The 21,442-nt window shown below is 61.1% G+C and carries 22 protein-coding genes; 12 read left to right on the forward strand and 10 right to left on the reverse strand.

Annotation, left to right across the window (positions count from 1 at the left end; all coding sequences use genetic code 11):
* The first annotated feature begins 256 nt into the window (after positions 1-256).
* Positions 257-1,039: a gamma-glutamyl-gamma-aminobutyrate hydrolase family protein gene (locus BSP75_RS09235; RefSeq protein ID WP_075112951.1), complete on the forward strand. Its 783-nt coding sequence runs from the start codon at positions 257-259 to the stop codon at positions 1,037-1,039.
* Positions 1,040-1,050: 11 nt separating this feature from the next.
* Here the strand turns inward: BSP75_RS09235 and BSP75_RS09240 are convergent, their stop codons facing one another.
* On the reverse strand, positions 1,051-1,434 hold the full coding sequence (locus tag BSP75_RS09240; protein ID WP_042655741.1) for a hypothetical protein: 384 nt from the start codon (positions 1,432-1,434) through the stop codon (positions 1,051-1,053).
* A 144-nt stretch (positions 1,435-1,578) separates the two neighbouring features.
* Between BSP75_RS09240 and BSP75_RS09245 the strand changes: the two genes are divergently transcribed.
* Together BSP75_RS09245 and BSP75_RS09250 are read left to right on the forward strand one after the other, a co-directional pair.
* On the forward strand, positions 1,579-3,105 hold the full coding sequence (locus tag BSP75_RS09245) for a mechanosensitive ion channel family protein (protein WP_075112952.1): 1,527 nt from the start codon (positions 1,579-1,581) through the stop codon (positions 3,103-3,105).
* A 45-nt stretch (positions 3,106-3,150) separates the two neighbouring features.
* Positions 3,151-3,549, forward strand: coding sequence for an STY0301 family protein (locus BSP75_RS09250; protein WP_075112953.1), 399 nt, complete (start codon positions 3,151-3,153; stop codon positions 3,547-3,549).
* A gap of 76 nt (positions 3,550-3,625) precedes the next feature.
* Here BSP75_RS09250 and BSP75_RS09255 read toward each other — a convergent pair whose 3' ends face one another.
* From BSP75_RS09255 to BSP75_RS09280, 6 genes are all read right to left on the reverse strand, one after another.
* Complete coding sequence (locus BSP75_RS09255) at positions 3,626-4,336, reverse strand: HAD-IA family hydrolase (RefSeq protein ID WP_075112954.1); 711 nt, start codon at positions 4,334-4,336, stop codon at positions 3,626-3,628.
* Between the two features lie 32 nt (positions 4,337-4,368).
* On the reverse strand, positions 4,369-5,346 hold the full coding sequence (xerC, locus tag BSP75_RS09260) for a tyrosine recombinase XerC (protein ID WP_058053478.1): 978 nt from the start codon (positions 5,344-5,346) through the stop codon (positions 4,369-4,371).
* A complete protein-coding gene (locus BSP75_RS09265; protein ID WP_058053479.1) occupies positions 5,339-6,019 on the reverse strand; it encodes a DUF484 family protein in 681 nt (226 codons plus the stop codon). Before BSP75_RS09265 ends, xerC begins: the two co-directional genes overlap by 8 nt.
* A 91-nt stretch (positions 6,020-6,110) precedes the next feature.
* Complete coding sequence (dapF, locus tag BSP75_RS09270) at positions 6,111-6,941, reverse strand: diaminopimelate epimerase (RefSeq protein WP_042061560.1); 831 nt, start codon at positions 6,939-6,941, stop codon at positions 6,111-6,113.
* 152 nt (positions 6,942-7,093) lie between these two features.
* Positions 7,094-8,344: a diaminopimelate decarboxylase gene (gene lysA, locus BSP75_RS09275; RefSeq protein WP_075112955.1), complete on the reverse strand. Its 1,251-nt coding sequence runs from the start codon at positions 8,342-8,344 to the stop codon at positions 7,094-7,096.
* Between the two features lie 32 nt (positions 8,345-8,376).
* Entirely contained in the window at positions 8,377-8,553 is a 177-nt protein-coding gene (locus BSP75_RS09280) for a lipoprotein (protein ID WP_074045189.1), read from the reverse strand.
* Between the two features lie 73 nt (positions 8,554-8,626).
* Between BSP75_RS09280 and cyaY the strand changes: the two genes are divergently transcribed.
* Positions 8,627-8,941: an iron donor protein CyaY gene (gene cyaY, locus BSP75_RS09285; RefSeq protein ID WP_042655643.1), complete on the forward strand. Its 315-nt coding sequence runs from the start codon at positions 8,627-8,629 to the stop codon at positions 8,939-8,941.
* On the forward strand, positions 8,938-9,591 hold the full coding sequence (locus BSP75_RS09290) for an alpha/beta hydrolase fold domain-containing protein (RefSeq protein WP_075112956.1): 654 nt from the start codon (positions 8,938-8,940) through the stop codon (positions 9,589-9,591). Before cyaY ends, BSP75_RS09290 begins: the two co-directional genes overlap by 4 nt.
* A 66-nt stretch (positions 9,592-9,657) precedes the next feature.
* On the opposite strand, the gene BSP75_RS09295 is transcribed toward BSP75_RS09290, so the two are convergent.
* Positions 9,658-12,177 (reverse strand): class I adenylate cyclase, encoded by a 2,520-nt coding sequence (locus BSP75_RS09295; RefSeq protein ID WP_042061565.1) that lies wholly within the window; start codon positions 12,175-12,177, stop codon positions 9,658-9,660.
* A 323-nt stretch (positions 12,178-12,500) separates the two neighbouring features.
* On the opposite strand from BSP75_RS09295, the gene hemC reads away from it, so the two are divergent.
* Genes hemC through BSP75_RS09315 form a run of 4 tightly spaced genes read left to right on the forward strand, consistent with a single transcriptional unit; the run spans position 12,501 to position 16,381 of the window.
* On the forward strand, positions 12,501-13,430 hold the full coding sequence (gene hemC / locus BSP75_RS09300; protein ID WP_148140673.1) for a hydroxymethylbilane synthase: 930 nt from the start codon (positions 12,501-12,503) through the stop codon (positions 13,428-13,430).
* Positions 13,427-14,161: a uroporphyrinogen-III synthase gene (locus BSP75_RS09305; protein ID WP_075112958.1), complete on the forward strand. Its 735-nt coding sequence runs from the start codon at positions 13,427-13,429 to the stop codon at positions 14,159-14,161. Before hemC ends, BSP75_RS09305 begins: the two co-directional genes overlap by 4 nt.
* On the forward strand, positions 14,158-15,207 hold the full coding sequence (locus BSP75_RS09310; RefSeq protein ID WP_075112959.1) for a uroporphyrinogen-III C-methyltransferase: 1,050 nt from the start codon (positions 14,158-14,160) through the stop codon (positions 15,205-15,207). The genes BSP75_RS09305 and BSP75_RS09310 overlap by 4 nt, the downstream gene beginning before the upstream one ends.
* A gap of 10 nt (positions 15,208-15,217) precedes the next feature.
* Positions 15,218-16,381, forward strand: coding sequence for a heme biosynthesis HemY N-terminal domain-containing protein (locus BSP75_RS09315; RefSeq protein WP_075112960.1), 1,164 nt, complete (start codon positions 15,218-15,220; stop codon positions 16,379-16,381).
* Between the two features lie 70 nt (positions 16,382-16,451).
* Here the strand turns inward: BSP75_RS09315 and BSP75_RS09320 are convergent, their stop codons facing one another.
* Both BSP75_RS09320 and glpX read right to left on the reverse strand, forming a co-directional pair.
* Complete coding sequence (locus tag BSP75_RS09320; RefSeq protein WP_058053486.1) at positions 16,452-16,703, reverse strand: YkgJ family cysteine cluster protein; 252 nt, start codon at positions 16,701-16,703, stop codon at positions 16,452-16,454.
* A 240-nt stretch (positions 16,704-16,943) separates the two neighbouring features.
* Positions 16,944-17,954 carry a class II fructose-bisphosphatase gene (gene glpX / locus BSP75_RS09325; RefSeq protein ID WP_042061575.1) on the reverse strand — a complete coding sequence of 337 codons (1,011 nt, stop codon included), beginning with the start codon at positions 17,952-17,954 and terminating at the stop codon, positions 16,944-16,946.
* A 218-nt stretch (positions 17,955-18,172) separates the two neighbouring features.
* Here glpX and BSP75_RS09330 point away from each other — a divergent pair, with 218 nt between their 5' ends.
* The 3 genes from BSP75_RS09330 (at position 18,173) to BSP75_RS09340 (ending at position 21,189) form a co-directional block, all read left to right on the forward strand.
* Positions 18,173-19,234, forward strand: a complete 1,062-nt coding sequence (locus BSP75_RS09330; protein ID WP_075112961.1) for a porin — start codon at positions 18,173-18,175, stop codon at positions 19,232-19,234.
* A gap of 122 nt (positions 19,235-19,356) precedes the next feature.
* The gene (locus tag BSP75_RS09335; RefSeq protein WP_075112962.1) at positions 19,357-20,280 is read left to right on the forward strand and encodes an ABC transporter substrate binding protein; all 924 of its coding nucleotides are present in this window, start codon (positions 19,357-19,359) and stop codon (positions 20,278-20,280) included.
* 33 nt (positions 20,281-20,313) lie between these two features.
* The gene (locus BSP75_RS09340; protein ID WP_083617127.1) at positions 20,314-21,189 is read left to right on the forward strand and encodes a DMT family transporter; all 876 of its coding nucleotides are present in this window, start codon (positions 20,314-20,316) and stop codon (positions 21,187-21,189) included.
* Positions 21,190-21,442: the final 253 nt, after the last annotated feature.

Genomic DNA, 21,442 nt, shown 5'->3' on the forward strand with positions numbered 1-21,442 from the left:
AAATCGCCACTTCAGAGCAGTTCAAAACAAATCAATTAACAATTTGGCATCATTTTGTTTGACATATTGAACGGCCTTGGCAGACTGGAGAGAGGATCCAGGCTGTTGCTGCCCAGGCTGACCGACGATTCTGCCACCCTGCCCGACGCCGGATCCCATGACCATGCCTTGAGGCATGCCCTTGCCCGGTCGGTTTGCAAGGGCCTGCCCAAGGCGCAGGATGAGACTTCAATGCCAAGGATAATCAAGGTGCCCTATGCCAAATTCCCTGCCTCCCGCCACTCGTAAACCGGTCGTGCTGATGACCATGGGTGCCCAGCCCCGTAACGGCCACGCCTATCAGGTGATGACCCACAAATACATCATGCCGCTGGTCGACATCAGCAACTGCGTCCCGCTGCTGGTGCCCACCTGCTGCGGCACCGCCGATCTGGAGCAGTATCTGGATCTGGCCGATGGAGTCTATCTGAGCGGGGCCGGTTCCAACATCGATCCGGCCCTCTACGGCCAGGAGAACCTCACCCCGGAGAAACAGCAGGACAGAGATCGCGACCTGTTCGATCTGCCGCTGATCAAAGGCGCGCTGGCCCGTGGTTTGCCGATCCTCGGGATCTGCCGCGGCATGCAGGAGATCAACGTGGCACTGGGGGGGGACATTCATCAGAAGGTCTACAACGAACCGGGCTATGACGATCATCGGGAGGATGCCGACGATCCGGTCGATGATCAGTATGGGCCGAGCCATCAGATTGAGCTGCTGCCGGAAAGCTGGTTTGCCGAGCTGATGGGGGAAGCGCGGATTCCGGTCAACTCCCTGCATGGACAGGGCATCAACCGGTTGGGGAACGGACTGGAGCCACTGGCCCACGCCGAGGATGGGCTGATCGAGGCGCTTCATGCCCCCACCCTGTCACCCTTCTTGCTGGCAGTACAGTGGCATCCGGAGTGGAAGGCCAATGAAAACCCCCACTCCATCAAGATCTTCCAGGCCTTTGGCGATGCCTGCCGCCAGCGCAGTGCATTGATGGCAGGCCGCTAAGCCCCATCGATTCAGTCGCCAAACCCCCGCGCCTTGAGTTTGGGCAGTCCGCCCCGCTCGGGGCGCAGGGTGCGGCAGATATCCATCCCCTTGAGCCCACGCTGGATATGGTCAGGGGATTGGCCAAACACCATACCGTTGCTGCGGTAGAGGTTGTTGTCATCCAGCTCGAACTTCTCGCCCCCGATAAGCAACTGCTCCCGACCATTGACCGTGTCGCCGTGCTTGATGGGCACCTTCATATCGGTCAGCACCTCGCCGGTGGCACACCCCTCGCGCCAGCGCGCTTCACTGGCGAAAGGGGTAATGGCTATTTCGCGCCAGGAACCATCCCTGAACTCGACCCGGTACTTGTCCGTCAGCAGATCGCAGCCAGCCAGTGGCAACAGGGCCATCAAACAGATGATTTTCTTTGAAAATTCCACGTAATCGCACTCCTTTGCCTTGTCCTGCACAGGATAAATAAATTGCTGCCCCAACGCACCATTTCCCCGCACCGCAGCAGCTATGCTGGAGGTAAACCACAATAAGGTGCTGCTATGGCTGGCGATAACTTCACTGCGCTACCGACACTGATCTGGATTGGCGAACACCCGTTCTGGACCCTGCTCACCCTCTCCCTGATGCTGACCCACTTCTGGCGCCGCCCGGGACAGCGACGGGAGCTGCTCTCCGAGCTCGGCTTCGTGATGATAAGCGCGGTGGTCATCCTGCTGATCCAGCTCGAAGGGGGCTGGTTCAAACTGCCGCTGCCCCATCAACTGCTGGTCGAGATCTCCACCCTGCTGGCGGGTTTGATACTGGTCAAGGTGTGGGGGATCCTGCTGTTCGAGTTTCTGCTACCCCTCTGCCATGTGCGGATCCCGCGGATCATCGCCGATATCGTCATTACCATCGGCTATATCGGCTGGGGTCTGTTTCGCCTCTACGCCTCCGGTATGGCGCTCGGGGAGATAGTCACCACCTCGGCGGTGATCACTGCGGTCATCGCCTTCGCCATGCAGGATACTCTCGGCAACCTGCTGGCCGGGGTCTCCATTCAGCTCGACAACTCCATTGCCATCGGTGACTGGTTGCAAGTGGATACCACTCAGGGCCGGGTGGTGGAGATCAACTGGCGTGCCACCACCATCGAGACCCGCAACTGGGAGACCGTCGTCATCCCAAACAGCCACCTGCTCAAACAGCGCTTCACCGTGCTTGGCCGCCGTCGGGGCGAACCGCTGCAGTGGCGGCGCTGGGTCTGGTTCGATCTGACGCTGGATACCCTGCCGACCCAGATCATCGCGCTGATCGAGAAATCCCTGCGGGAGACCAAGCTCCCCTGCGTCGCCAAGTATCCGCAACCGGACTGCCTGCTGATGAACGTCGAAGGGGGGATTGCCCGCTACGCGGTGCGCTACTGGCTGACCGATCTGGCTCGCGACGATCCGACCGACTCCATGGTGCGCAGCCTGATCGATGCTGCCCTGCGCCGCAACGATCGCCGCCTCACCCCGCCGATCTTCAACGTCTTCATGAGCAAGGAGAAACAACATCAGGATGCGCGCCACAAGCGCCACACGGCCGAGCGTACCGACACCCTGCGCAAACTGCCGCTGTTTGCCATGTTGCAGGAGGACGAGCTGCTCCAGTTGGCCGATCAGGTGAAGTTCGCCCCCTTCGTCAGCGGCGACATCATGCAGGAGCAGGGGGATGTCTCCAGCTGGCTGTTCGTGCTGGTCAAAGGGGAAGCCGAGATGGTGGTCAACGTCGAGGGACGGGAGCTTAAACTGGGCACCCTCAACGCGGGGGACTTCTTTGGCGAGCTGAGCCTGCTCACCGGTGAGCCCAGCTCCTTCACGGTACGGGCGGTGGCCACCGTCGAAACCTATCGCATCAATCAGGCCATGTTTCAGGAGCTGGTGATGCAGCGGGAATCGCTGGTCGAGCCCCTCTACCGGGTGCTGAGCGACCGCCAGCAGGAGCAGCGGGCGCTGCTGGAGCGAGAGGCGGAAGCCATGAAACAACCACCACAACAGCTTGATCTGCTTGATAAACTGATGAAGCTGTTCGGTGGAAGATGACGTAGCATGGCACGATAGTGAGGATTTGAAGAGAGAGCCGCAGCCATGTTACTGACCACCCTGGCCCTTGCCGCCAGCCTGCAATTTGATTGTCCCGCCACCATCGAGACTCGCCAGCAACTGCTGACACCGCAGCAGGGCTGGCAGGCGTTCACCCGCGATGACGATGGCAAACCGGGCGAAACCCTCAGCCACCGGCTCGATAATCTGGCCCTGCTCGACGGTGATCCTGCCGAGCTGGCCCAACTCAAACCGGATAATGGCGACAACGACGAGATCCACTACTGGAGCCAGCTCGATAGCAGCCTGAGCCCCCTCTATCTGGTCTGCCGCTATCAGAACAGCGCCATCACCCTGCAGCAGGCGCTGCCCGTCGGCATCAGTTACTGCCGCGTCAACCAGCGCGATCGCTACACCCTGCTCGGGCTGGTTTGCCGCAAATAGCGGTCGTAACCCTTTGCCATACATCGCAATTCACTGACAGCCATTGCCGCCTGAGCATGGCCACCCGCCAGCGCCATCAGAGCAACAGCTCGGTCAACTCCTCCAGCGCCGTCAGCTCCACATCCGGCAACAGTTGCAGCTGTTGCCACGGTTGCTGCCGCTCGTTGAGCCAGGCGGCGCGAAAGCCGTGCAAACGGGCCCCCAGCACATCGGTCTCGGGATGATCCCCCACATGGAGGATCCGCTCCGCTGGCAGCTTGAGGGCGCTGCGGGTCTGCTCAAACATATCCGATGCCGGTTTCATTCTGGCGCCCGCCCCCGCCTTGCAAACCAGCGTGAAGTAGCGTTCCAGTCCTGCCTGCGCCAGATCCAGATTGCCGTTGGTGATGACCACCAGCGGGTATCGCTCGGCCAGTCTGGCCAGTAGCCGATGAGTGGACTCGCTCACCTCGATCTTCGAGCGCTCTGCCAGAAACGCAGCAAACACCTGCTCCGCCTCGCGGCTGGCCTGCTGGTCGGCCATCCCCCCCGCGACCATGGCGGCGCGGATGGTCTGCTGGCGCGCCAGACTGACATCGTGGCGTAGCTCGGGGGCGCCGTTCAGCACACTGCGCTTGAGTTCCAGCCAGCGCGGCTTGTCGAGCATGGCGGTGGCCAGATATTCGCTGCGCAGATGGCTCAGCATCCACTGCTCGGCGCGCACGATGGCGGGGCCGTTGTCATAGAGGGTGTCATCGAGGTCAAACGAGATGGCAGCAACCGGCTGCCAGCGGCGATAGAAGTGCATGGACTCTCCTCTGCAACGGGGCTCGGGGCCCGTTATTCATCGTCCTGCGCATCCGGGTCACGCTTGGCCCTTGGGTGGGCGCTGTCGTAAACCTTGGCCAGATGCTGGAAGTCGAGGTGGGTATAGATCTGGGTGGTGGAGAGATCGGCGTGTCCCAGCAGCTCCTGCACCGCCCGCAGATCGCCGGAGGACTCCAGCATATGGGTGGCAAAGCTGTGGCGCAGCTTGTGGGGATGGACGTGGGCGTTGAGCGCCTGCTTGTTGCCCCAGCCATCGAGGCGGGCCTGCACCGAGCGGGCCGACAGCCGCTGCTTGCGGCTGGAGACAAACAGCGCCTCGCTCTCGTCCCCGGCCAGCAGCGGGCGCACCTTGAGCCATTTCTGCAGCCACTCGACCGCCATCCGGCCGATGGGCAGCACCCGCTCCCGCGAGCCCTTGCCGGTCACCTTGAGCTGACGGTCGTCGAGCTTCAGATCCACCAGATTGATCCCCACCAGCTCGGCGAGGCGCAACCCTGAGGAGTACATCAGCTCCATGATGGCGCGATCCCGCACCGCCAGCGGATCCTGCTCGTCGGTGATGTTGAGCAGCTGGTACATCTCGTCCACGTCGAGGTTTTTCGGCAGCGGTCGCCCCTGTTTGGGGGTGACGATGCCGCGGGCCGGATTGGCGGTCAGCCGCCCCTGCCGCACCTGCCAGTCGCAAAAGCTGCGCAGGGCAGAGACCTTGGTGGCGAGCGATCGGGGCGCCAGCCCCCCCTTGTGCATCCGGGTCACCAGAGTGCGCACCTGACTCGCCTCGAGCCTGCCCCAGTCAGCCAAACCCAAGGCAACCAGCTCGACGGTCATCGCCTCCAGATGGGCTTGGTAGTTATTACGGGTGTGAGGGCTGAGCTGACGCTCGACCCTCAGGTATTCGATAAAAGCCGCCAGCTCATCCGCCAGTGCAGCAGGCAGGGGCGGCGCGACGGCGGGAGCCTTGGCAGGCGCCCTGGCCGGTGTTCTAGCCATGAGTCAGCTCGGGCAGACGCAATTGCAGCAGGCGCCCCAGTTGGCCCAGCAGCAAGGTGTCGTTGTGGGGGGTGAAGTGGCTGGGATCCGAGCTGGCGAAGGCCAGCACACCGAGATCGCCGAGCCGCATCAGGGCGACCGAGTTGACCAGCACATCGTGGCCAAACAGCGCTTGCTTCTCGCTCTGGCTCAGGCGGCCAAAGTAGTAATCCTGCCCCGGTAGACGCTGACCCAGCAGGGATTCCAGCTGCTTGCCCTGCGCCAGAAAGCGCTGCTCGGGCCCGCTCAGGGCAAACTTCTTGGGATTGAGCCAGAGCCGCAGCCCGGTCAGACGCAACCGCTGGACGAAGGCCTTGCCCATCACGGCACTCACCTCGAACAGAGTCTGGCAACCGTACAGCTCGCCGTAGAGATCGGCATAGACCCGGAAGATCCGCTCGTTCTCGCTGGCGATCCCCATCAATTCGGTGATCTCCTGCTCCAGCTGTTCGATCCGCTCGCGCTGACGCTCCAGCTGGCGTTCTACCAGCGAGACCGACCCTTTGCGTTCATGGGGAATGCGGATCCGGTCCAGCACGGCGGCATGGCGTTGGAAAAACTCGGGATAACGGGCCAGGTACTCCAGCACAGTGGCTTCATCCACCGATTGCTCCTGCCGTTTGAGTTCGCTCATAAATTGGTTGATCCATCAGAGAAATGGGGCTCGCTGCCCCGACATCATGGGCAAAGGGGGCCAGCGCCCCCCGTACCTGAACCTTTATCGGCTAAACCTCTATCTGGCCGTCAAACACATGCTCGGCGGGGCCTGTCATGTAGACCGGCTGACCCGGCCCCTTCCAGGCGATGGTCAGCTTGCCGCCCGGCAGACTGACGGTGACCCGCTCCTTGAGCTTGCCCTGGCTGATGCCAATCACCGCCGCCGCACAGGCACCGGTGCCGCAGGCCAGGGTCTCACCCACCCCGCGCTCGAACACCCGCAAGCGGATCTCGGTGGCGTTGACCATCTCCATGAAGCCGACGTTGACCCGCTCGGGAAAACGCTCATGGCGCTCCATGATGGCGCCCAGCGTCTCGACCGGCGCATCGGCGACCGAAGGCACCTCGATGACACAGTGGGGATTGCCCATGGAGACCACGCCACACATCACGGTATGCTCCTGCGCCCGCAGCAGATAGGTTTTCTCTGCCTTCTGGGCCCGGAACGGGATCTTGCCCGGCTCGAACTGGGGCACCCCCATGTTGACCGTGACCTGATTTTCCCCCTCCAGCTGCAACACGATGCGACCCCGGGCGGTACTGACCGCGATGCGATCCCGGTTGATCAGCCCCTTGAGGCGCACGAAACGGGCAAAACAGCGGGCGCCGTTGCCGCACTGCTCCACCTCGCTGCCATCGGCATTGAAAATGCGATAGTGAAAGTCGAGTTCAGGGTCATAGGGCGGCTCGACCAGCAGCAGTTGGTCAAAGCCGATCCCGAAGTGGCGATCAGCCATCTTCTTGATGACGTCATTGCTGAAAAATACCTTCTGGGTGACGCCATCCACCACCATGAAGTCGTTGCCCAAGCCATGCATCTTGGAAAAATCTATCAACATCGTGCATTCCTGTGCTGTTAGGGCTGTAAAAACTCACCGTCAACCACTATGAAGTCGTTGTCCACAGCCCCACACATCCCGGAAAAACCTATCCACATCGTGCATTCCTGTGCTGTCAGGGCTGTAAAATTCTGTCGTCTCTATCTACTACATCAGGGCAGCAGGTGCTCACCGCGCCAGAGATCGGCCAACTGCTCACGCTCGCGGATCAGGTGCGCCTCGGCACCATCCACCAGCACTTCGGCCGCCCGCGGACGGGTGTTGTAGTTGGATGACATGGTAAAGCCGTAGGCACCGGCCGAACGCACCGCCAGCAGAGAGCCCTCGGCAATCGCCAGGGTGCGCTCCTTGCCGAGGAAGTCGCCGGTCTCGCACACCGGGCCCACCACATCATAGAGCGCGGGAGCATGACCGGCGCGGCTATCCACCTCGATGATGTTCATCCAGGCGCCGTAGAGCGAGGGGCGCAGCATGTCGTTCATGCCGGCATCGATCAGCGCGAAGTTGCGGGTCTCGCCCGGTTTCAGATACTCAACCCGAGTCAGCAGCACACCGGCATTGGCGACGATGGCGCGGCCCGGCTCGAACAGCAGAGTCAGATCCCGACCCGCCAGCTTCTGCTTCAGCGCTTCGGCATATTCGGTCGGATGGGGTGGCTGCTCGGAACCATAGTTGACCCCGAGACCACCGCCCACATCCAGATGATGGATATGAATCCCTTCTGCAGCCAGACCGTCGATCAGCCGCAGCAGTTTGTCGGCGGCTTCCATGAAGGGATTCAATTCAGTGAGTTGCGAGCCGATATGGCAATCCACCCCGACGATCTCGATGTTCGCCATCGCCGCCGCCTTGCGGTAGATGGCTGGCGCCAGCTCGATGGGAATGCCGAACTTGTTCTGCTTGAGGCCGGTGGAGATATAGGGGTGAGTACCGGCATCGATATCCGGATTGACCCGCACCGAAACGCGAGCTTTCTTGCCCATGCTGCCCGCCACCCGATTGAGGCGCTCCAGCTCGGCTTCAGACTCCAGATTGAAACAGAGGATCTCTTTATCCAGCGCGAGGCGCATCTCGGCTTCGCTCTTGGCCACGCCGGAGAAGACCACTTTGCCCGGATCACCGCCCGCCGCCAGTACCCGCGACAGCTCGCCACCGGAGACGATGTCAAACCCCGAGCCCAGACGGGCCAGCAGGTTGAGCAGCGCCAGGTTGGAGTTGGCCTTCACCGCATAGCAGATCAGATGGGGAATATCGCCAGCGGCCTTGTCGAAGGCGTGCCAGTGGCGCTCGAGGGTCGCCCGGGAGTAGACATAAAGCGGGGTACCGTACTGCTCGGCGAGCTGTTGCAGCGAGGTTTGCTCGGCCTGAAGCTGGCCGTCGGCGTCGTAGTTAAAGTGATCCAAGGGGGCGGTTCCTTCCTAGAATGGGTGCGGCATTAGTGCGGCGCGGCCTCGGTGGCAGCCTCGGAGGTCGCAGGCGGTGCTGCTTGCGGTGTACTCTGGCTCTGTGGCTGCTCGGGGGGCGGCATATAGAGCGGCCCCTTCAGACCGCACGCGGCCAACCCGAGGGACAGAAGAGTGGCAAGCAGACACTTGGTGAACTGGGTGATCATAATGGTTCGCTGCGAAAAAATTTTTGGCCCTCTATAATCGCACTCACATTGTTAAAAGCAACAGGATAAACCGATGAAGGATCACGAGTATCACGCCCTGACCGACGCCTTTTTCCAATATGTGGAAGACACTCTCGACGAGGGGTATCCGGATATCGACTGCGAACGCAACGGCGGCGTATTGACCCTCTCTTTCGAGAACAAGACCAAGGTCATCATCAACAAGCAGGAGCCACTGCACCAGATTTGGGTCGCCACCCGCGAGAACGGCTTCCACTTCGACCTGCAGGGTGACACCTGGATCGACAACCGCTTCGGCCACGAGCTCAAGGCGCTGTTGAGCAAGTCCTGCACCGCCCAGGCTGGCGAAACCGTGGTGTTCCCATGATTGACCTGCACCCGCAGGGCGCCCGCCATGCGGTGATCTGGCTGCACGGGCTGGGTGATTCCGGCGCCGGTCTCGCCCCGCTGGTGGACGCGCTGGACCTGCCCACCGATCTGCCGGTGCGCCATCTGCTGCCGGATGCCCACGAGCGATCCATCACCATCAACATGGGCTACAAGATGCGCGGCTGGTACGACATCAAGAGCTTCGAGGATCCCGCCGAGCGGGCCGTGGAGTCCCATGTCCGTGACTCGGCCGACCAGATTGCCGCCCTGCTCAATCAGCTGGTGGCCGACGGGTTTGCCCCCGAGCGCATCGTGCTGGCGGGCTTCTCCCAGGGCGGGGTGATTGCCTCCTTCACCGCGCTGCGCTATCAGGCAACGCTGGCGGGCCTGCTCTGCATGTCCACCTATCTGGCGGCTCCCGACAAATTGCTCGGCGAGATGAGCGAGGCCGCTCGCACCCTGCCCATCTGCTACATGCACGGCATCTATGACGATGTGGTGAGCCTGTCGCTGGGTTGGGATGCCAAGAACCGGCTGGAAAGTGCCGGACTCGCCCCCGAGTGGCACGAGTACCCGATGCGCCACGAGATCTGCCGTCCGCAGCTCGGCGATATTCGCAGCTGGCTGCTGGCTCGCCTCGGCGCCTGAGCTACCCCGCAAAAGCAAACGGCCTGCATCTGCAGGCCGTTTTTTATGGCGATTTCCACTGACGGATCAGCCCACTTCCCGGGTGGGCGGCACCTGCTCGCGCAGAGTGCCCTGACTGCGATAGGGGATCACATCCAGCTCGCCATTCACTTGTACTATCTCGTAGTACTGGGGCAGGTTGAAGTTGATGAACTGGCCATCATCGCTGAACCGCTCGTGATTGGAGGTGTAGAAGCGGTTGACCCCCGCCACCAGCTCATCCTTGTTGCCGGCGAAGTGCTGGTAGATCTCCACCCGGTTAGCCTCATCGAGGATGTAGATGTTGGTACCCGCATCCCGGGTATCGAAGAAGAACTGCACCAGGCCTTCGCTGGCGTAAGCATCGACGATGCTCGGCAGATGCTGGCTGTGGGTCTTGTCGAGCCGCAGTGGCAGGTGATCCAGCTTGTTGTGGGAGATGTGGCGGTAAAAGTCGATGGCGTTTTCCAGCTTCTTCACCGACACCCCGCGCCGTTCGAAGAAGATGCCGTACTTCTCGCGGCCAAGGGCCATGGTCTTGACCAGCTGCTGCTTGTCACGGGCGAGGCGCAGGTCGATACACTCGGCCACCAGGGTCTGGAAGCGGGAGCGCACCAGAGAGCGGAAGTGCTGGCTGTAGCAGAACACCTCGATCATCTCGGGGGCGGCCGCATCCTGATGCATCTTGCCAAGGATGGTGGTGAGGGCATCGACCACCGCTTCATCCCCCTGGAAGTGCAGGGTGCGGATCTCGCTCCAGGAGTTGCGATAGACCAGATCCACCGAGCCCACCAGACACTCCTGATTGCGGCCGAACGAGAAGACATCCACGGTATTGGCGTCAAACTCGATCACCTGACCAACCCAGTGGCTGGTCGGATCCATCTCCAGATTGAGGAAGATGGAGAGCTGACGGATCTCGCACGGGCGGCTGAGGGCCAGGTTGGTGGCCAGCGGGTACTTCTCGGGGAAGCAGCCGGAGAGATCGCGACAGAACTGGTGCAGATTGTCGATGTGCAGATCCGAGCCCTGATTGAACAGGTGCACCCGCGACTGGGGCGTCAACAGATCGTTGAAATAGGCCCAGGAGACCAGCTTGCTGATGTAACCGTTGAACTCGAGCGGCGCGCGGCCAATGATGTCCACCGGCTCCAGCGAATGTTTGTAGAGATACCAACCGGCGCGGTTGAGGCGACCGTGGGGCACCTGCACGAAGCTGAGATCCGGCTCGCTCAGATCCGGCGCGATCTTGAGGTTGATGCGCTGCACCTTGCCCGGCAGGCTCTCGAACGCGGCATAGAGCTTGCGCGACAAAATGCCGATATCTTCCGGGTTGATCGACTCACTGATGTTGTTGCGACGGGCGAACTGGATCAGGTTGCGGTAGCTCTGCATCAGGGCTTCCAGCAGCTCGGCGTGGGCGATCTTCACCTCTTCGATCTTCCACTCGTGGCGGTGATCGAGTTGATAGAGTTTGTCCTGACTCCAGCCCCAATAGGAGACCAGCTGGCTCATCTGCTCGCGGCGCCACTCGGGGGAGTGATCATCCTTGGGATGGCTGAGGCCGTCGCACACCTTGAGGTAGAAGCAGCGACGCACCAGATCGAGCCGCGCCATGTCGCCGATGGACTTGAGGTAGTTGGTCACCTTGTCCAGCATCAGACAGTAGTTGTCGAGCCGGTAGTGCATCCCCTCGTTGTGCTGGAACCAGTCACGGCCAGTCATCGACAGCAGACGGGTATTGGGGTACTCGTGGGAGTAGGCTTCCATCAGCACCGACTTGAGCACCGCCTTGTAGGGGGAGTCGATCCCCTTGTAGAGCTGCCACAGGGCGGAGCCGAAATACTCTTCGGCCGGAATACGGTCAAAACTGCCCAGATCGAGCCAGTCGTCCTGCTTGAGCTTGCCGCTCTCGAACAGCTCGTTCACATACTCATCGTAGTGTTCGTCACACTCGATGGGCACCAGATACCAGATCAAGCGCTTGCCCGCGATATGCATGGCACTGCGGTAGAACTCGTCGAGCAGCAGCAGGTGCTGGGCACTGCCGCAGCTCTCCCCCTGCATCTGGGCATCATTGGTCTGGCGGAACTTGTCTTCCGGGATCAGGAAGAAGTTGAGATCGACCCCGCGCTGTTCGGCCCACTTGGAGAGTTGCTGGCATTTCAGCTCCAGCAGATCGAGCCGCTCCTGCGACAAACCGGCAACGTGGCAGACCCAGATATCGAGATCGGAGTGACAGCATTGCCCGATGGAGGAGGTGCTGCCCATGGAGTAGAGCCCCTGAATGGCCCGATCATGGGTGGCAAGACCGTTCTGACAGTTGGCGTTGCGACAGAGGTCATCGATAAAGGCTTGCTGCTCGGCGGTGGCGCTGAAGCTCCAGATGCCATGAGGAACATCACCGGAGACATAACCGGGCAGCAGGGGGTGATTGAAGTGCAGCATGACAGGCAGCAGTTGAAATACCTGCTGCCCATAGCGACTCATGAGGCCTAACGCCCGTTGCGTCTTGAGACGGGTAATGTCGTCATAACGCGCAACCAGCGTATCGATGTGTTCCTGCAATGCCCTGCCTATCACCTAAGTGAAAATGACGCACCAAAAGGGGGATACGTCAAAAAAGTGTGATCATGTTAACAATGCAAACAGCAGTGGTAAACAAGCCTTCCGCTAATCGTCAGATTATTTCTGGTATGACCACAAAAAGTATCAGGAGAAATCGTTAAATTCCAATATATTCAATGAATTAATCATCCTGCATGACTTAATGAAAATCATTTTCAGCATGCATTTTTGAGCTTGGCCCCGCTTTTGCCGGCTCCGCCATGAAAGCCCGGGCAAAGGGTGGTAATATCGATTTCCTTCTAAAAATGAAACAACTGATTGATATGGCAGCCCGAACCCTGAAAATTGCCACTCGCAAGAGCCCGCTGGCCCTGTGGCAGGCCAACTTTGTCAAAGACCGGCTCGAAGCCCTGCACCCGCAGTTGCAGGTCGAACTGGTGCCCATGAGCACTCAGGGTGACAAAATCCTCGATACCCCGCTGGCCAAGGTCGGTGGCAAGGGGTTGTTCGTCAAGGAGCTGGAGACCGCCATGCTGGAAGGACGGGCCGATATCGCCGTTCACTCCATGAAAGACGTGCCGGTGGAGTTCCCCGAGGGGCTCGGTCTGCACACCATCTGCGAGCGGGAAGATCCCCGCGATGCCTTCGTTTCCAACCGTTTCAAGGCCATTGCCGAGCTGCCGCAAGGGGCCGTGGTCGGCACCTCCAGCCTGCGCCGCCAATGCCAGTTGCGTGCCGCGCGCCCGGATCTGGTGATCCGCGACCTGCGTGGCAACGTCAACACTCGCCTCGCCAAACTGGATGCCGGTGAGTACGACGCCATCATCCTCGCCGCCGCCGGTCTGAAACGACTGGAGATGGCGCAACGCATCACCGCCTTTATCGAGCCGGAGCAGAGCCTGCCCGCCAACGGTCAGGGCGCCGTCGGCATCGAATGCCGCATCGACGATCACGAACTGCACGCCCTGCTGGCGCCGCTGGAGCACGCCGAGACCCGCGCCCGGGTGCTGACCGAGCGCGCCATGAACCGCGCCCTGCAAGGGGGATGTCAGGTCCCTATCGGTGCTTACGCACTGGTCGAAGGCGAGCAGATCTGGCTGCGCGGTCTGGTGGGTAGCCCGGATGGCACCCAGGTGATCCGTGACGAGATCCGCGGCCCGCTGGCCGATGGAGAAGCGCTCGGCGAGCAACTGGCCCAGCGCCTGCTGGCCGCCGGTGCCGACGAAATCCTGGCCGAGGTCTACCGCGCATGACCCCGCTGGTGGTGCGTCCGGCCGCTCAGGCCGCCGAGCTGGTGCAGTTGCTGCGTCAGCACGGTCATGCACCGCTCTGCTGCCCGCTGCTGGAAACCGTGGCGGGCAGTGAACTCCCCTGCTTGCCCGACCTGCTGCGCAGTGCCGACATCGTTATCGCGGTCAGCATCCATGCCGTTCATTTTGCACACGATTTTCTGTTGCAAACTGGTCAGACCTGGCCACATATTGAGTACTTTGCGGTGGGTCAGGCCAGCGCCGATGCGTTCGCCGCCGTCGGCATAACCGCGACCTGCCCGGATGACCCGCGTAGCGAAGGGCTGCTGGCCCTGCCCGCCCTGCAGCAGGTGGCAGGTAAACGGGTGTTGATCCTGCGTGGCAATGGCGGGCGGGATCTCATCGCCAGCACGCTGGCCTCACGCGGTGCTCTGGTGCACTATTGTGCGGCCTATGAGCGCCACTACCCCGAGCTAGACGGGGAGACATTGACCCATCACTGGCAGGCCGCGGGGCTGGACAGCCTGCTCATTACCAGTGGTGAACTGCTGCAACGGCTGCTGGAGCTGGTTCCCGACCACCAGCGGCCCTGGCTTTTTGACCGCCTGCTGGTGGTCCCCAGCCCGCGCGTGGCCGAGATGGCCAGCGCAGCGGGCTTTATCCATATCACGATTGCCCAAGGTGCATCCAACCAGGCCCTGACGGCCGCACTGGAACTGAGGAAGATGGAATGACAGAACAACAAGAATCCCAGGTCAAACCCCAGCCGACTGCTGTGGTCAATGGCAGCAAGAACCGCTCCGGTGCCGCACTGGGAGGGGTCGCCATCCTGCTGGCCCTTGGCCTGACCGGAGGTCTCTATCTGCACGGTCACAAGAATGCCGTGGCCCAGCAGGCCGAACTGGCCCAGCTCAAGCAGCAGCTGGCGAGCGCCCTGAGCAAGATCGACCAGACCAGCAGCAAGGATGCCGAGCAGCTGGCCGCACTGGATCAAACCCAACAGCGGCTGCAAGGGGAGATGCAGGGCCTGCAGAATCGGGTACTGGATCTCAACGACAAGCGCCCCAACGACTGGATGCTGGCCGAATCCGAGTATCTGGTACGGATGGCGGGCCGCAAACTTTGGCTGGAACATGACCTCGTCTCCGCCATCACCCTGCTCGGCAACGCTGACGAGCGCATCGCTGCCCTCAACGACCCCAGCCTGATGCCGATCCGCAAGGCGCTGGCCGAAGATATCGCCAAGCTCAAGGGAATGCCGCGCATCGACCGCGAGGGGCTGACCCTCAAGCTGGCCGCGCTGTCCGACCAGATCGAGCTGCTGCCCCTCTCCACCGTCAGCATGCCGGAAACCAAGGCCGAACCGGATCAGGCTGTCAGCACCAATCCCGACGAGTGGGAGAGCAACCTGAAGAAGAACTGGGTCAAGTTCACCGAGAACTTCGTCACCATCCGTCGCCGCGATGGCGCAGTCGAGGCGCTGCTTTCGCCGCAGCAGGAGATCTTCCTGCGTGAAAACCTCAAGACCAAGCTGTTGCAGGCCCAGCTCTCCGTCTATCGCGAGCAGCAGGCGCTCTACGAAGACAGCCTGGACAAGGCCCAGCGCTGGCTGACCCAGTATTTCGATACCGACAACAGCGCCACCCGCTACATGCAGGGCGAGATCGACAAGCTCAAGGGTGAGCAGATCCAGATCGACTATCCGGCCCAGTTCAAGACCCAGGCGATGCTGGAGCAGGTGTTGACCGAACGCCTGCAACGCATTCTGGCCAGCAGCTGAGGAGGGCACCATGATCCGTATAATCATTCTGGTTGCCGTGATGGTCGCAGGGCTGATCTTTGGCCCGCAAGCCTCCGGCAACAAGGGCTATGTGCTGATTGCCCTTGGCAATTACACCATCGAATCCTCCGTCACCAGTGCGGTGATCCTGGCGGTGCTGTTCTACGGCGCCCTGCTGATCGTCGAGTGGCTGCTGGGCCGGGTGTTCGGCCTGCGTCGCAAGACCCTCGGCTGGTACGGCTCGCGCCGCCGCCGCAAGGCCAATCAGCAGACCGTTGCCGCCACCCTGGCGATGGCCGAAGGGCAATACAGTCAGGCCGAAAAGCTGCTGATCAAGGGGGCCAGCAACAGCGACACCCCGCTGCTCAACTACCTGAGTGCCGCCAAGGCCGCGCAGGCCCGTGGTGACGACGCCCGCCGGGATCAATACCTGCAAAAAGCGCAGGAGGAGAACCCCAAGGCCGAGCTGGCGCTCACTCTGACCCAAACCCAATTGCAGATCGAGCAGGGGCAGTACGATACCGCACTGGCGATGCTGGAGTCGGTCTACGCCCTCAACCCGCGCCACCCCATGGTGCTGGATCAGCTGCGTCAGGTGCATCTGGCCCGTCAGGACTGGAGCGCCCTGTGCGACCTGATCCCGGCGCTGCACAAGGTGGGCAAGCTGACCCCGAAACAGGAAGAAGATCTGCTGCAACAGGCCTGGTGTGGCCGCCTGCAACAGGCTGCCGGCAGTCTCGAAACCCTCAAGGCCGTATGGCAGGATCTGCCGCGCAAGCTGCGCCTTGAGCCGGAACTGCTGACCTGCTACGGCGATCTGCTGCGCCAGCTCGGTGCCGACAACGAAGCCGCCACCCTGTGGCAGGAGGCGCTGCGCAAACAGCCGATGCCACAGCTGCTGGCTCGCCTGCCCAAGCTGAAACTCGACAGCTACCAACCGCTGCTGGCGCTGTTGCAAAAACAGCAGGGGCAACCGGAGGTAGACACCGCACTGGCCCAGCTCTATCTGCTGGCCGGTCAGCTGGACGATGCCCAGAAGCTGCTGGAGCAGGAAGTGGAGCGGGCGCCGAGCGCCGCCGCCTACCACGCCCTCGGCCAGCTGATGGACAAGCGCCGCCTCACCAACAAGGCCAACGAGTACTATCGTCAGGCGCTGGCGCTGGCGGGGATCTGATCCCCGGCGAACTGAAACGCGAGAGGCCGCATGATGCGGCCTCTTTTTTTATCTCGTCGCCCTACCCTCGTCAGGTAGTGAGCCGCTCCAGCTCGCCGATCAGCCAGATGGCCTCGGCACGGTGGCTACCGCACACATCCGTCATGGGGCGAAAACCGCCGCACACCGCCGGTCGCTCCGGTTGACCGAAGATCTTGCAGCCAAGGGCGCTATCGAGCTGGATACAGGGGACGCCAGCCGGTTTGCCATCTGGCATTCCGGGAATGGCGCTGCTGATACTGGGGGCGATGCAACAGGCAGCGCAGCCGCTACGACACTCCATACACTCCACTCCTTTGGGACGGTCTGAGCCACCATAGCCGAAGCGGCGGCACAAACGTAGCTGGCGCACAACAAAAAGCCCGACCGCACGGGCGATCGGGCTTCAGGCAACACAGCCGGTTCAGCGAACCATCATCACAGGATGATGTCGCGCACTACGCTGTCTTTGCGTTCCAGGTAATGGTTCGACTTGATGCGGCGGCACTAGTACGGGACTTGCCGCCGACCAGTATTCACCACATCACAGAATAATGTCGCGTACCACGCTGTCTTTGCGTTCCAGGTAATGGATCGACTTGATGCGACGGATGGTACGGGATTTACCACGGATCAACAGAGTCTCGGTGGTCGCCATCACGCCATCGCTGGTGATACCGTCCAGCAGATCACCCTTGGTGATGCCGGTGGCGGAGAAGATGACGTTGTCATTCTTCGCCATGTCTTCCAGCTTGAGCACCTTGTTCACATCGATACCCAGCGCTTCGCAGCGGGCAATTTCCTGCTCGCCCAGCGCACGCACTTCCGGACTGTCGCCCTTGACGCGGTGACGCGGCACCAGACGGGCCTGCATGTCGCCATCCAGCGCGCGGATCACCGCAGCGGAGATCACCCCTTCCGGTGCGCCGCCGATGCCATACAGCATGTCGACTTCGCTGTCCGGCAGACAGGTGAGGATGGAGGCGGCAACGTCACCATCAGGAATGGCGAACACCCGCACGCCCAGACCCTGCATCTCCTTGATCGCCTTGTCATGACGCGGCTTGGCCAGCGTAATGACGGTCAGACGGGAGAGCGGCTTGCCCAGCGCCTTGGCCACGGACTTGAGGTTCAGCTCGAGAGCCTGATTCAGGTCGATGGCGCCTTTGGCCTTGGGCCCGACGATCAGCTTTTCCATGTACATGTCAGGTGCCTTCAGGAAGGAACCCTTGTCGCCCACCGCCAGCACAGCCAGCGCGTTGGCCTGACCCATGGCGGTCATGCGGGTACCCTCAATAGGATCGACCGCGATATCCACCGCGTCGCCGTGTCCGGTACCGACCTTCTCGCCGATATAGAGCATCGGCGCTTCATCAATTTCACCTTCGCCGATAACAATCTCACCATCGATCTCGATCTGGTTGAGAATGTGGCGCATGGCCGCTACGGCCGCACCATCAGCGATATTCTTGTCACCACGTCCGAGCCACTTGTAGCCAGCCAGTGCAGCCGCTTCCGTCACTCGGGAAAACTCGATTGCCAGTTCACGTCTCATCGCATATCCAACCTATGGAGCTCGAAAACGGGCGGCATTCTACCACAAGGGCAAACCTTTGCGCACAAAAGTAGCCGTTGCGAGCAAGAATGTAGCCAATTCATCCAATTGCAACCCAATTGCCATCGACTCTTCACCCAACTGTCACCCCGCTGTCATCCCCGCTGCCTAGCATGGCCCCGTCTTCAAAACAAAAGCTTGCAACACAAGGGATTAAGATGAAAAAGCTGACTGTAGTGGCACTGGCTCTGACCGCAGCCTTCCAGGCTCAAGCCGTTGAAGTGTATAAAAATGACACCTCCATGCTGGATCTCTATGGCCGTATCTACGCCGGTCAATTCTTTGGTGACAAGAAAGAAAACGTCGATACTGCCAACCCGAATGGCACCAAGGATTACAGCGCCAAGCAGGGGGCCAACCAGTTTGTCCGTTTCGGCGCCAAGGCCGAGACCCAGATCCAGAGCGGTCTGAAGGCGCTGGCCCAGTACGAAGTGCAGATGTACATCAACGATAGCGAGAAGACCATCAGCGAGAGCTCCGACAACCTGCGTACCCGTCTGGCGTTCGCCGGTGTGGGCGCTGACTGGGGCAGCGTGACCTTCGGTCGCCAGAAAGGGGCGCCGGGCTTCCTGGCCGACTGGACTGATGTCTCCCTCTCCGACGGCTACGGCAACGAAGCACTGGGCGCCAAGACCGACACCTTCGCCACCAACCGTGCCGGTTCCGTGCTGAAATACTCCGGCCTGTTCAATGGCTTCCAGCTCGACACCAGCTACAAGTTCGACGGTGGTGACACCGAAGAGACTACCAGCAAGGATAGCGATGCCGCCTACGGTGCTGCCGTGGCCTACACCTTCCCGTTCAACCTTTCACTGGGTACCGCCTACAACGTCGGTATCCGCGACAAGAGCGGTGAAGAAGATGCCAAGCTGTGGCTGATCTCCGCCAAGTTCGACAACAAGGCCGCCTACGCCGCCCTGAGCTACGCCGATGGCAGCGACTTCCTGGCGACCGGCACCGATCACACCGGTTGGGAAGCCGCGCTGGGCTACAACTTCGAGAACGGCTTCGGTCTGATGGCGCTGTGGAACAAGCAGGAGCAGGACAAAGCCGGTACCAAGAAAGACAACGTGGATTACTACACCCTGGGTGCCCAGTACAAATTCAACAAGAACCTGCGGGTGATTGGCGAGTACCGCATCAACAATCTGGACAGCGTTGCCGGCAAGGCGACGGCCAACCAGGATGACTTCCAGCTGGCTGCCCGCTACGACTTCTAATCGAAGTTTTGCGGATACCCAAAGCGCGATGGCTTGCCATCGCGCTTTTTGCTGGGCGTCGCTCACGACCGGAGAAAGTGGCCTAGGCTCATCAGACAAGGGTCTGCACGGGAGGTGAAAAAATGAGGGGTCAACTGCTTGTCACACTACTGTTGTTGCTGTCCCTGCCGGCTCACGCCCTCTCTATCGCCATGGTGCTGTGGCGCGGCGAAACCGCAGCCGAAGCGGGCTTTCGGGCAGAGCTGACCCGCCTTGGCTATCAGGCCACCATCACCACCTATAACGCCGATCAGGATCGCACGGCGCTGGCAACCATGCTGCGCCAGCAGATGCTGCCGAAACTGGCAGAGTACGACTACATCTACACCTTTGGCACCACCGCCACCACCATGACCAAGAGTCTGCTGGCCAACCGCAAGCCACTGATCTTCAACGTGGTCTCCGATCCGGTCGGGGCTGACATTCTCTCGGAAGACAAAACCCAGAACAGTATGGTCGCCGGGGTCAGCAACATGGTGCCGATGGCGCTGCAACTGGCCAACGCCAGCGAGCATCTGGCCACCAGCAAACGGCTGCTACTGCCCTTCAACCCGCGGGAGCAGAACACCCTGCTGGTGGCCGATATGTTGCTCAACGAGGCGAAACGCTATCAATGGCAGATGGTCACCTGGCGGATGGCCCCTGACCCACGGCGGCTGGACAACGAACTGAAGCGGCTGCAACAGGATGCCAAAAACGACATCGTCTTTCTGGCCGCAGACAGCTATCTGCTCTCCATCGCCCCCCGTCTGCTGAATGCACTGAACGAAGCTGCCATCCCCACCATCTGCAGTGCCGAACTGTTCGTCGAGCACGGCTGTAGCGTTGGCACCATCAGCAGCTACGAGGCGCTGGGCAAGATGGCCGCCGGGATCATCCACCGCCACCAGCAGGGAACACAGTTGCAGGATATACCGCTGCAGACCGACCCCTATCCCAAGCTGGTGTTGGGACAACTGGGCAACGCCACCAAACAGGAGGCGAGCCCCGAAAAGCCGAAGCCTTGATACAGATCTCGGCCAATCAGGCTCCGGGCGGGTATGCTGTTGACCCCCATCGCCCGAGAGCCTGCCCCCATGAGCACCACCGTCTTTTTTGCCGTTCTGCTGGCCGCCCTGCTTCACGCCAGCTGGAATGCGCTGGTCAAAATTGGCGAAGAGCGGCTGGTGGGCGTGTCGCTGGTGGCGATCTTCTCCGGGCTTATCGCCGCCGTGGCGCTGCTGCCCATGGGGCTTCCCTCCGCAGCCGAGCGGCCCTGGCTCGGCCTCTCCATTCTGCTCCATACCGGTTACTGCCTGTTTCTCAGCCATGCCTACAATCAGGGCGATTTTGGCCAGATCTATCCGCTGGCCCGTGGCAGTGCCCCGCTGCTTGCCATGGTGCTAAGTGCCATGCTGCTGGGGGACTACCCCGGCTACGGCGGCATCCTCGGCGCCTGCGTGCTGATCATGGGGGTCTTGCTGATGGCCTGGCGAGGGGGGCAGCAGCGCCTTGGCAGCAAAGCGGTTCGGGCGGCACTGATCACTGCCATGTTCACGGCGACCTATACCCTCTCGGATGGGGCCGGCGCCCGCGCAGGGGGTGAACCGGTACGCTACACACTCTGGCTCTTTGCCTGTACCGGCCTGGCGATGCTGTTAGTGCTGATCATCAACCAGAGGCGCAACGCGTGGCGCCAGATCCGCCGCCATGCGCTGTCAGGAATGGCGGGAGGCGCCATGTCACTGCTCGCCTACGGGATTGTCATCTGGGCCATGACCCAAGCCCCCATTGGTGTGGTCGCGGCCCTGCGTGAAAGCAGTGTGCTGTTTGCCATGCTGCTCTCGGTCTGGTTGCTGAAAGAACCGCTCGGACGCGTGCGACTGACCGCGGCGGCCATCATCACTGGCGGCGTGCTGCTGACCCGGCTGGGATGATGGGACCTCGCGCCATTGGCGCAGGTCTATCTGGCAGGATGGTTTAATTCACTCCGCCAATTATTCCGAACACGAATAATGGAAATAAGTGTCGGCCAGGGCGTAAATGTTTACATCCGCAACGTATCAATTAACTGGCAGCTCTGTTTATTTTAGCTGCGGCTTCATTCGGGGAACTTACCTGCTGAACAGCATTAATGATAAAATCGTTCACAGTTAATTTTCGGCAACGCAGACCAATACCGCTCGTGGC

The organism is Aeromonas sp. YN13HZO-058 (assembly GCF_001921245.1).
In the GTDB taxonomy this organism is placed as follows: Bacteria; Pseudomonadota; Gammaproteobacteria; order Enterobacterales; family Aeromonadaceae; genus Aeromonas; species Aeromonas allosaccharophila.

What these genes read in the sequence shown, in the direction of transcription:
- BSP75_RS09340 (WP_083617127.1), top strand. Translation starts at nt 20,314, where the DNA reads ATGCTGTTGACCCCCATCGCCCGAGAGCCTGCCCCCATGAGCACCACC.
- BSP75_RS09235 (WP_075112951.1), top strand. Translation starts at nt 257, where the DNA reads ATGCCAAATTCCCTGCCTCCCGCCACTCGTAAACCGGTCGTGCTGATG.
- BSP75_RS09320 (WP_058053486.1), bottom strand. Translation starts at nt 16,703, where the DNA reads ATGGAGTGTCGTAGCGGCTGCGCTGCCTGTTGCATCGCCCCCAGTATC.
- cyaY (WP_042655643.1), top strand. Translation starts at nt 8,627, where the DNA reads ATGAAGGATCACGAGTATCACGCCCTGACCGACGCCTTTTTCCAATAT.
- BSP75_RS09255 (WP_075112954.1), bottom strand. Translation starts at nt 4,336, where the DNA reads ATGCACTTCTATCGCCGCTGGCAGCCGGTTGCTGCCATCTCGTTTGAC.
- BSP75_RS09240 (WP_042655741.1), bottom strand. Translation starts at nt 1,434, where the DNA reads ATGGCCCTGTTGCCACTGGCTGGCTGCGATCTGCTGACGGACAAGTAC.
- BSP75_RS09245 (WP_075112952.1), top strand. Translation starts at nt 1,579, where the DNA reads ATGGCTGGCGATAACTTCACTGCGCTACCGACACTGATCTGGATTGGC.
- dapF (WP_042061560.1), bottom strand. Translation starts at nt 6,941, where the DNA reads ATGTTGATAGATTTTTCCAAGATGCATGGCTTGGGCAACGACTTCATG.
- BSP75_RS09290 (WP_075112956.1), top strand. Translation starts at nt 8,938, where the DNA reads ATGATTGACCTGCACCCGCAGGGCGCCCGCCATGCGGTGATCTGGCTG.
- BSP75_RS09250 (WP_075112953.1), top strand. Translation starts at nt 3,151, where the DNA reads ATGTTACTGACCACCCTGGCCCTTGCCGCCAGCCTGCAATTTGATTGT.
- BSP75_RS09335 (WP_075112962.1), top strand. Translation starts at nt 19,357, where the DNA reads ATGAGGGGTCAACTGCTTGTCACACTACTGTTGTTGCTGTCCCTGCCG.
- xerC (WP_058053478.1), bottom strand. Translation starts at nt 5,346, where the DNA reads ATGGCTAGAACACCGGCCAGGGCGCCTGCCAAGGCTCCCGCCGTCGCG.
- BSP75_RS09310 (WP_075112959.1), top strand. Translation starts at nt 14,158, where the DNA reads ATGACAGAACAACAAGAATCCCAGGTCAAACCCCAGCCGACTGCTGTG.
- glpX (WP_042061575.1), bottom strand. Translation starts at nt 17,954, where the DNA reads ATGAGACGTGAACTGGCAATCGAGTTTTCCCGAGTGACGGAAGCGGCT.
- BSP75_RS09315 (WP_075112960.1), top strand. Translation starts at nt 15,218, where the DNA reads ATGATCCGTATAATCATTCTGGTTGCCGTGATGGTCGCAGGGCTGATC.
- BSP75_RS09265 (WP_058053479.1), bottom strand. Translation starts at nt 6,019, where the DNA reads ATGAGCGAACTCAAACGGCAGGAGCAATCGGTGGATGAAGCCACTGTG.
- BSP75_RS09280 (WP_074045189.1), bottom strand. Translation starts at nt 8,553, where the DNA reads ATGATCACCCAGTTCACCAAGTGTCTGCTTGCCACTCTTCTGTCCCTC.
- BSP75_RS09330 (WP_075112961.1), top strand. Translation starts at nt 18,173, where the DNA reads ATGAAAAAGCTGACTGTAGTGGCACTGGCTCTGACCGCAGCCTTCCAG.
- BSP75_RS09305 (WP_075112958.1), top strand. Translation starts at nt 13,427, where the DNA reads ATGACCCCGCTGGTGGTGCGTCCGGCCGCTCAGGCCGCCGAGCTGGTG.
- hemC (WP_148140673.1), top strand. Translation starts at nt 12,501, where the DNA reads ATGGCAGCCCGAACCCTGAAAATTGCCACTCGCAAGAGCCCGCTGGCC.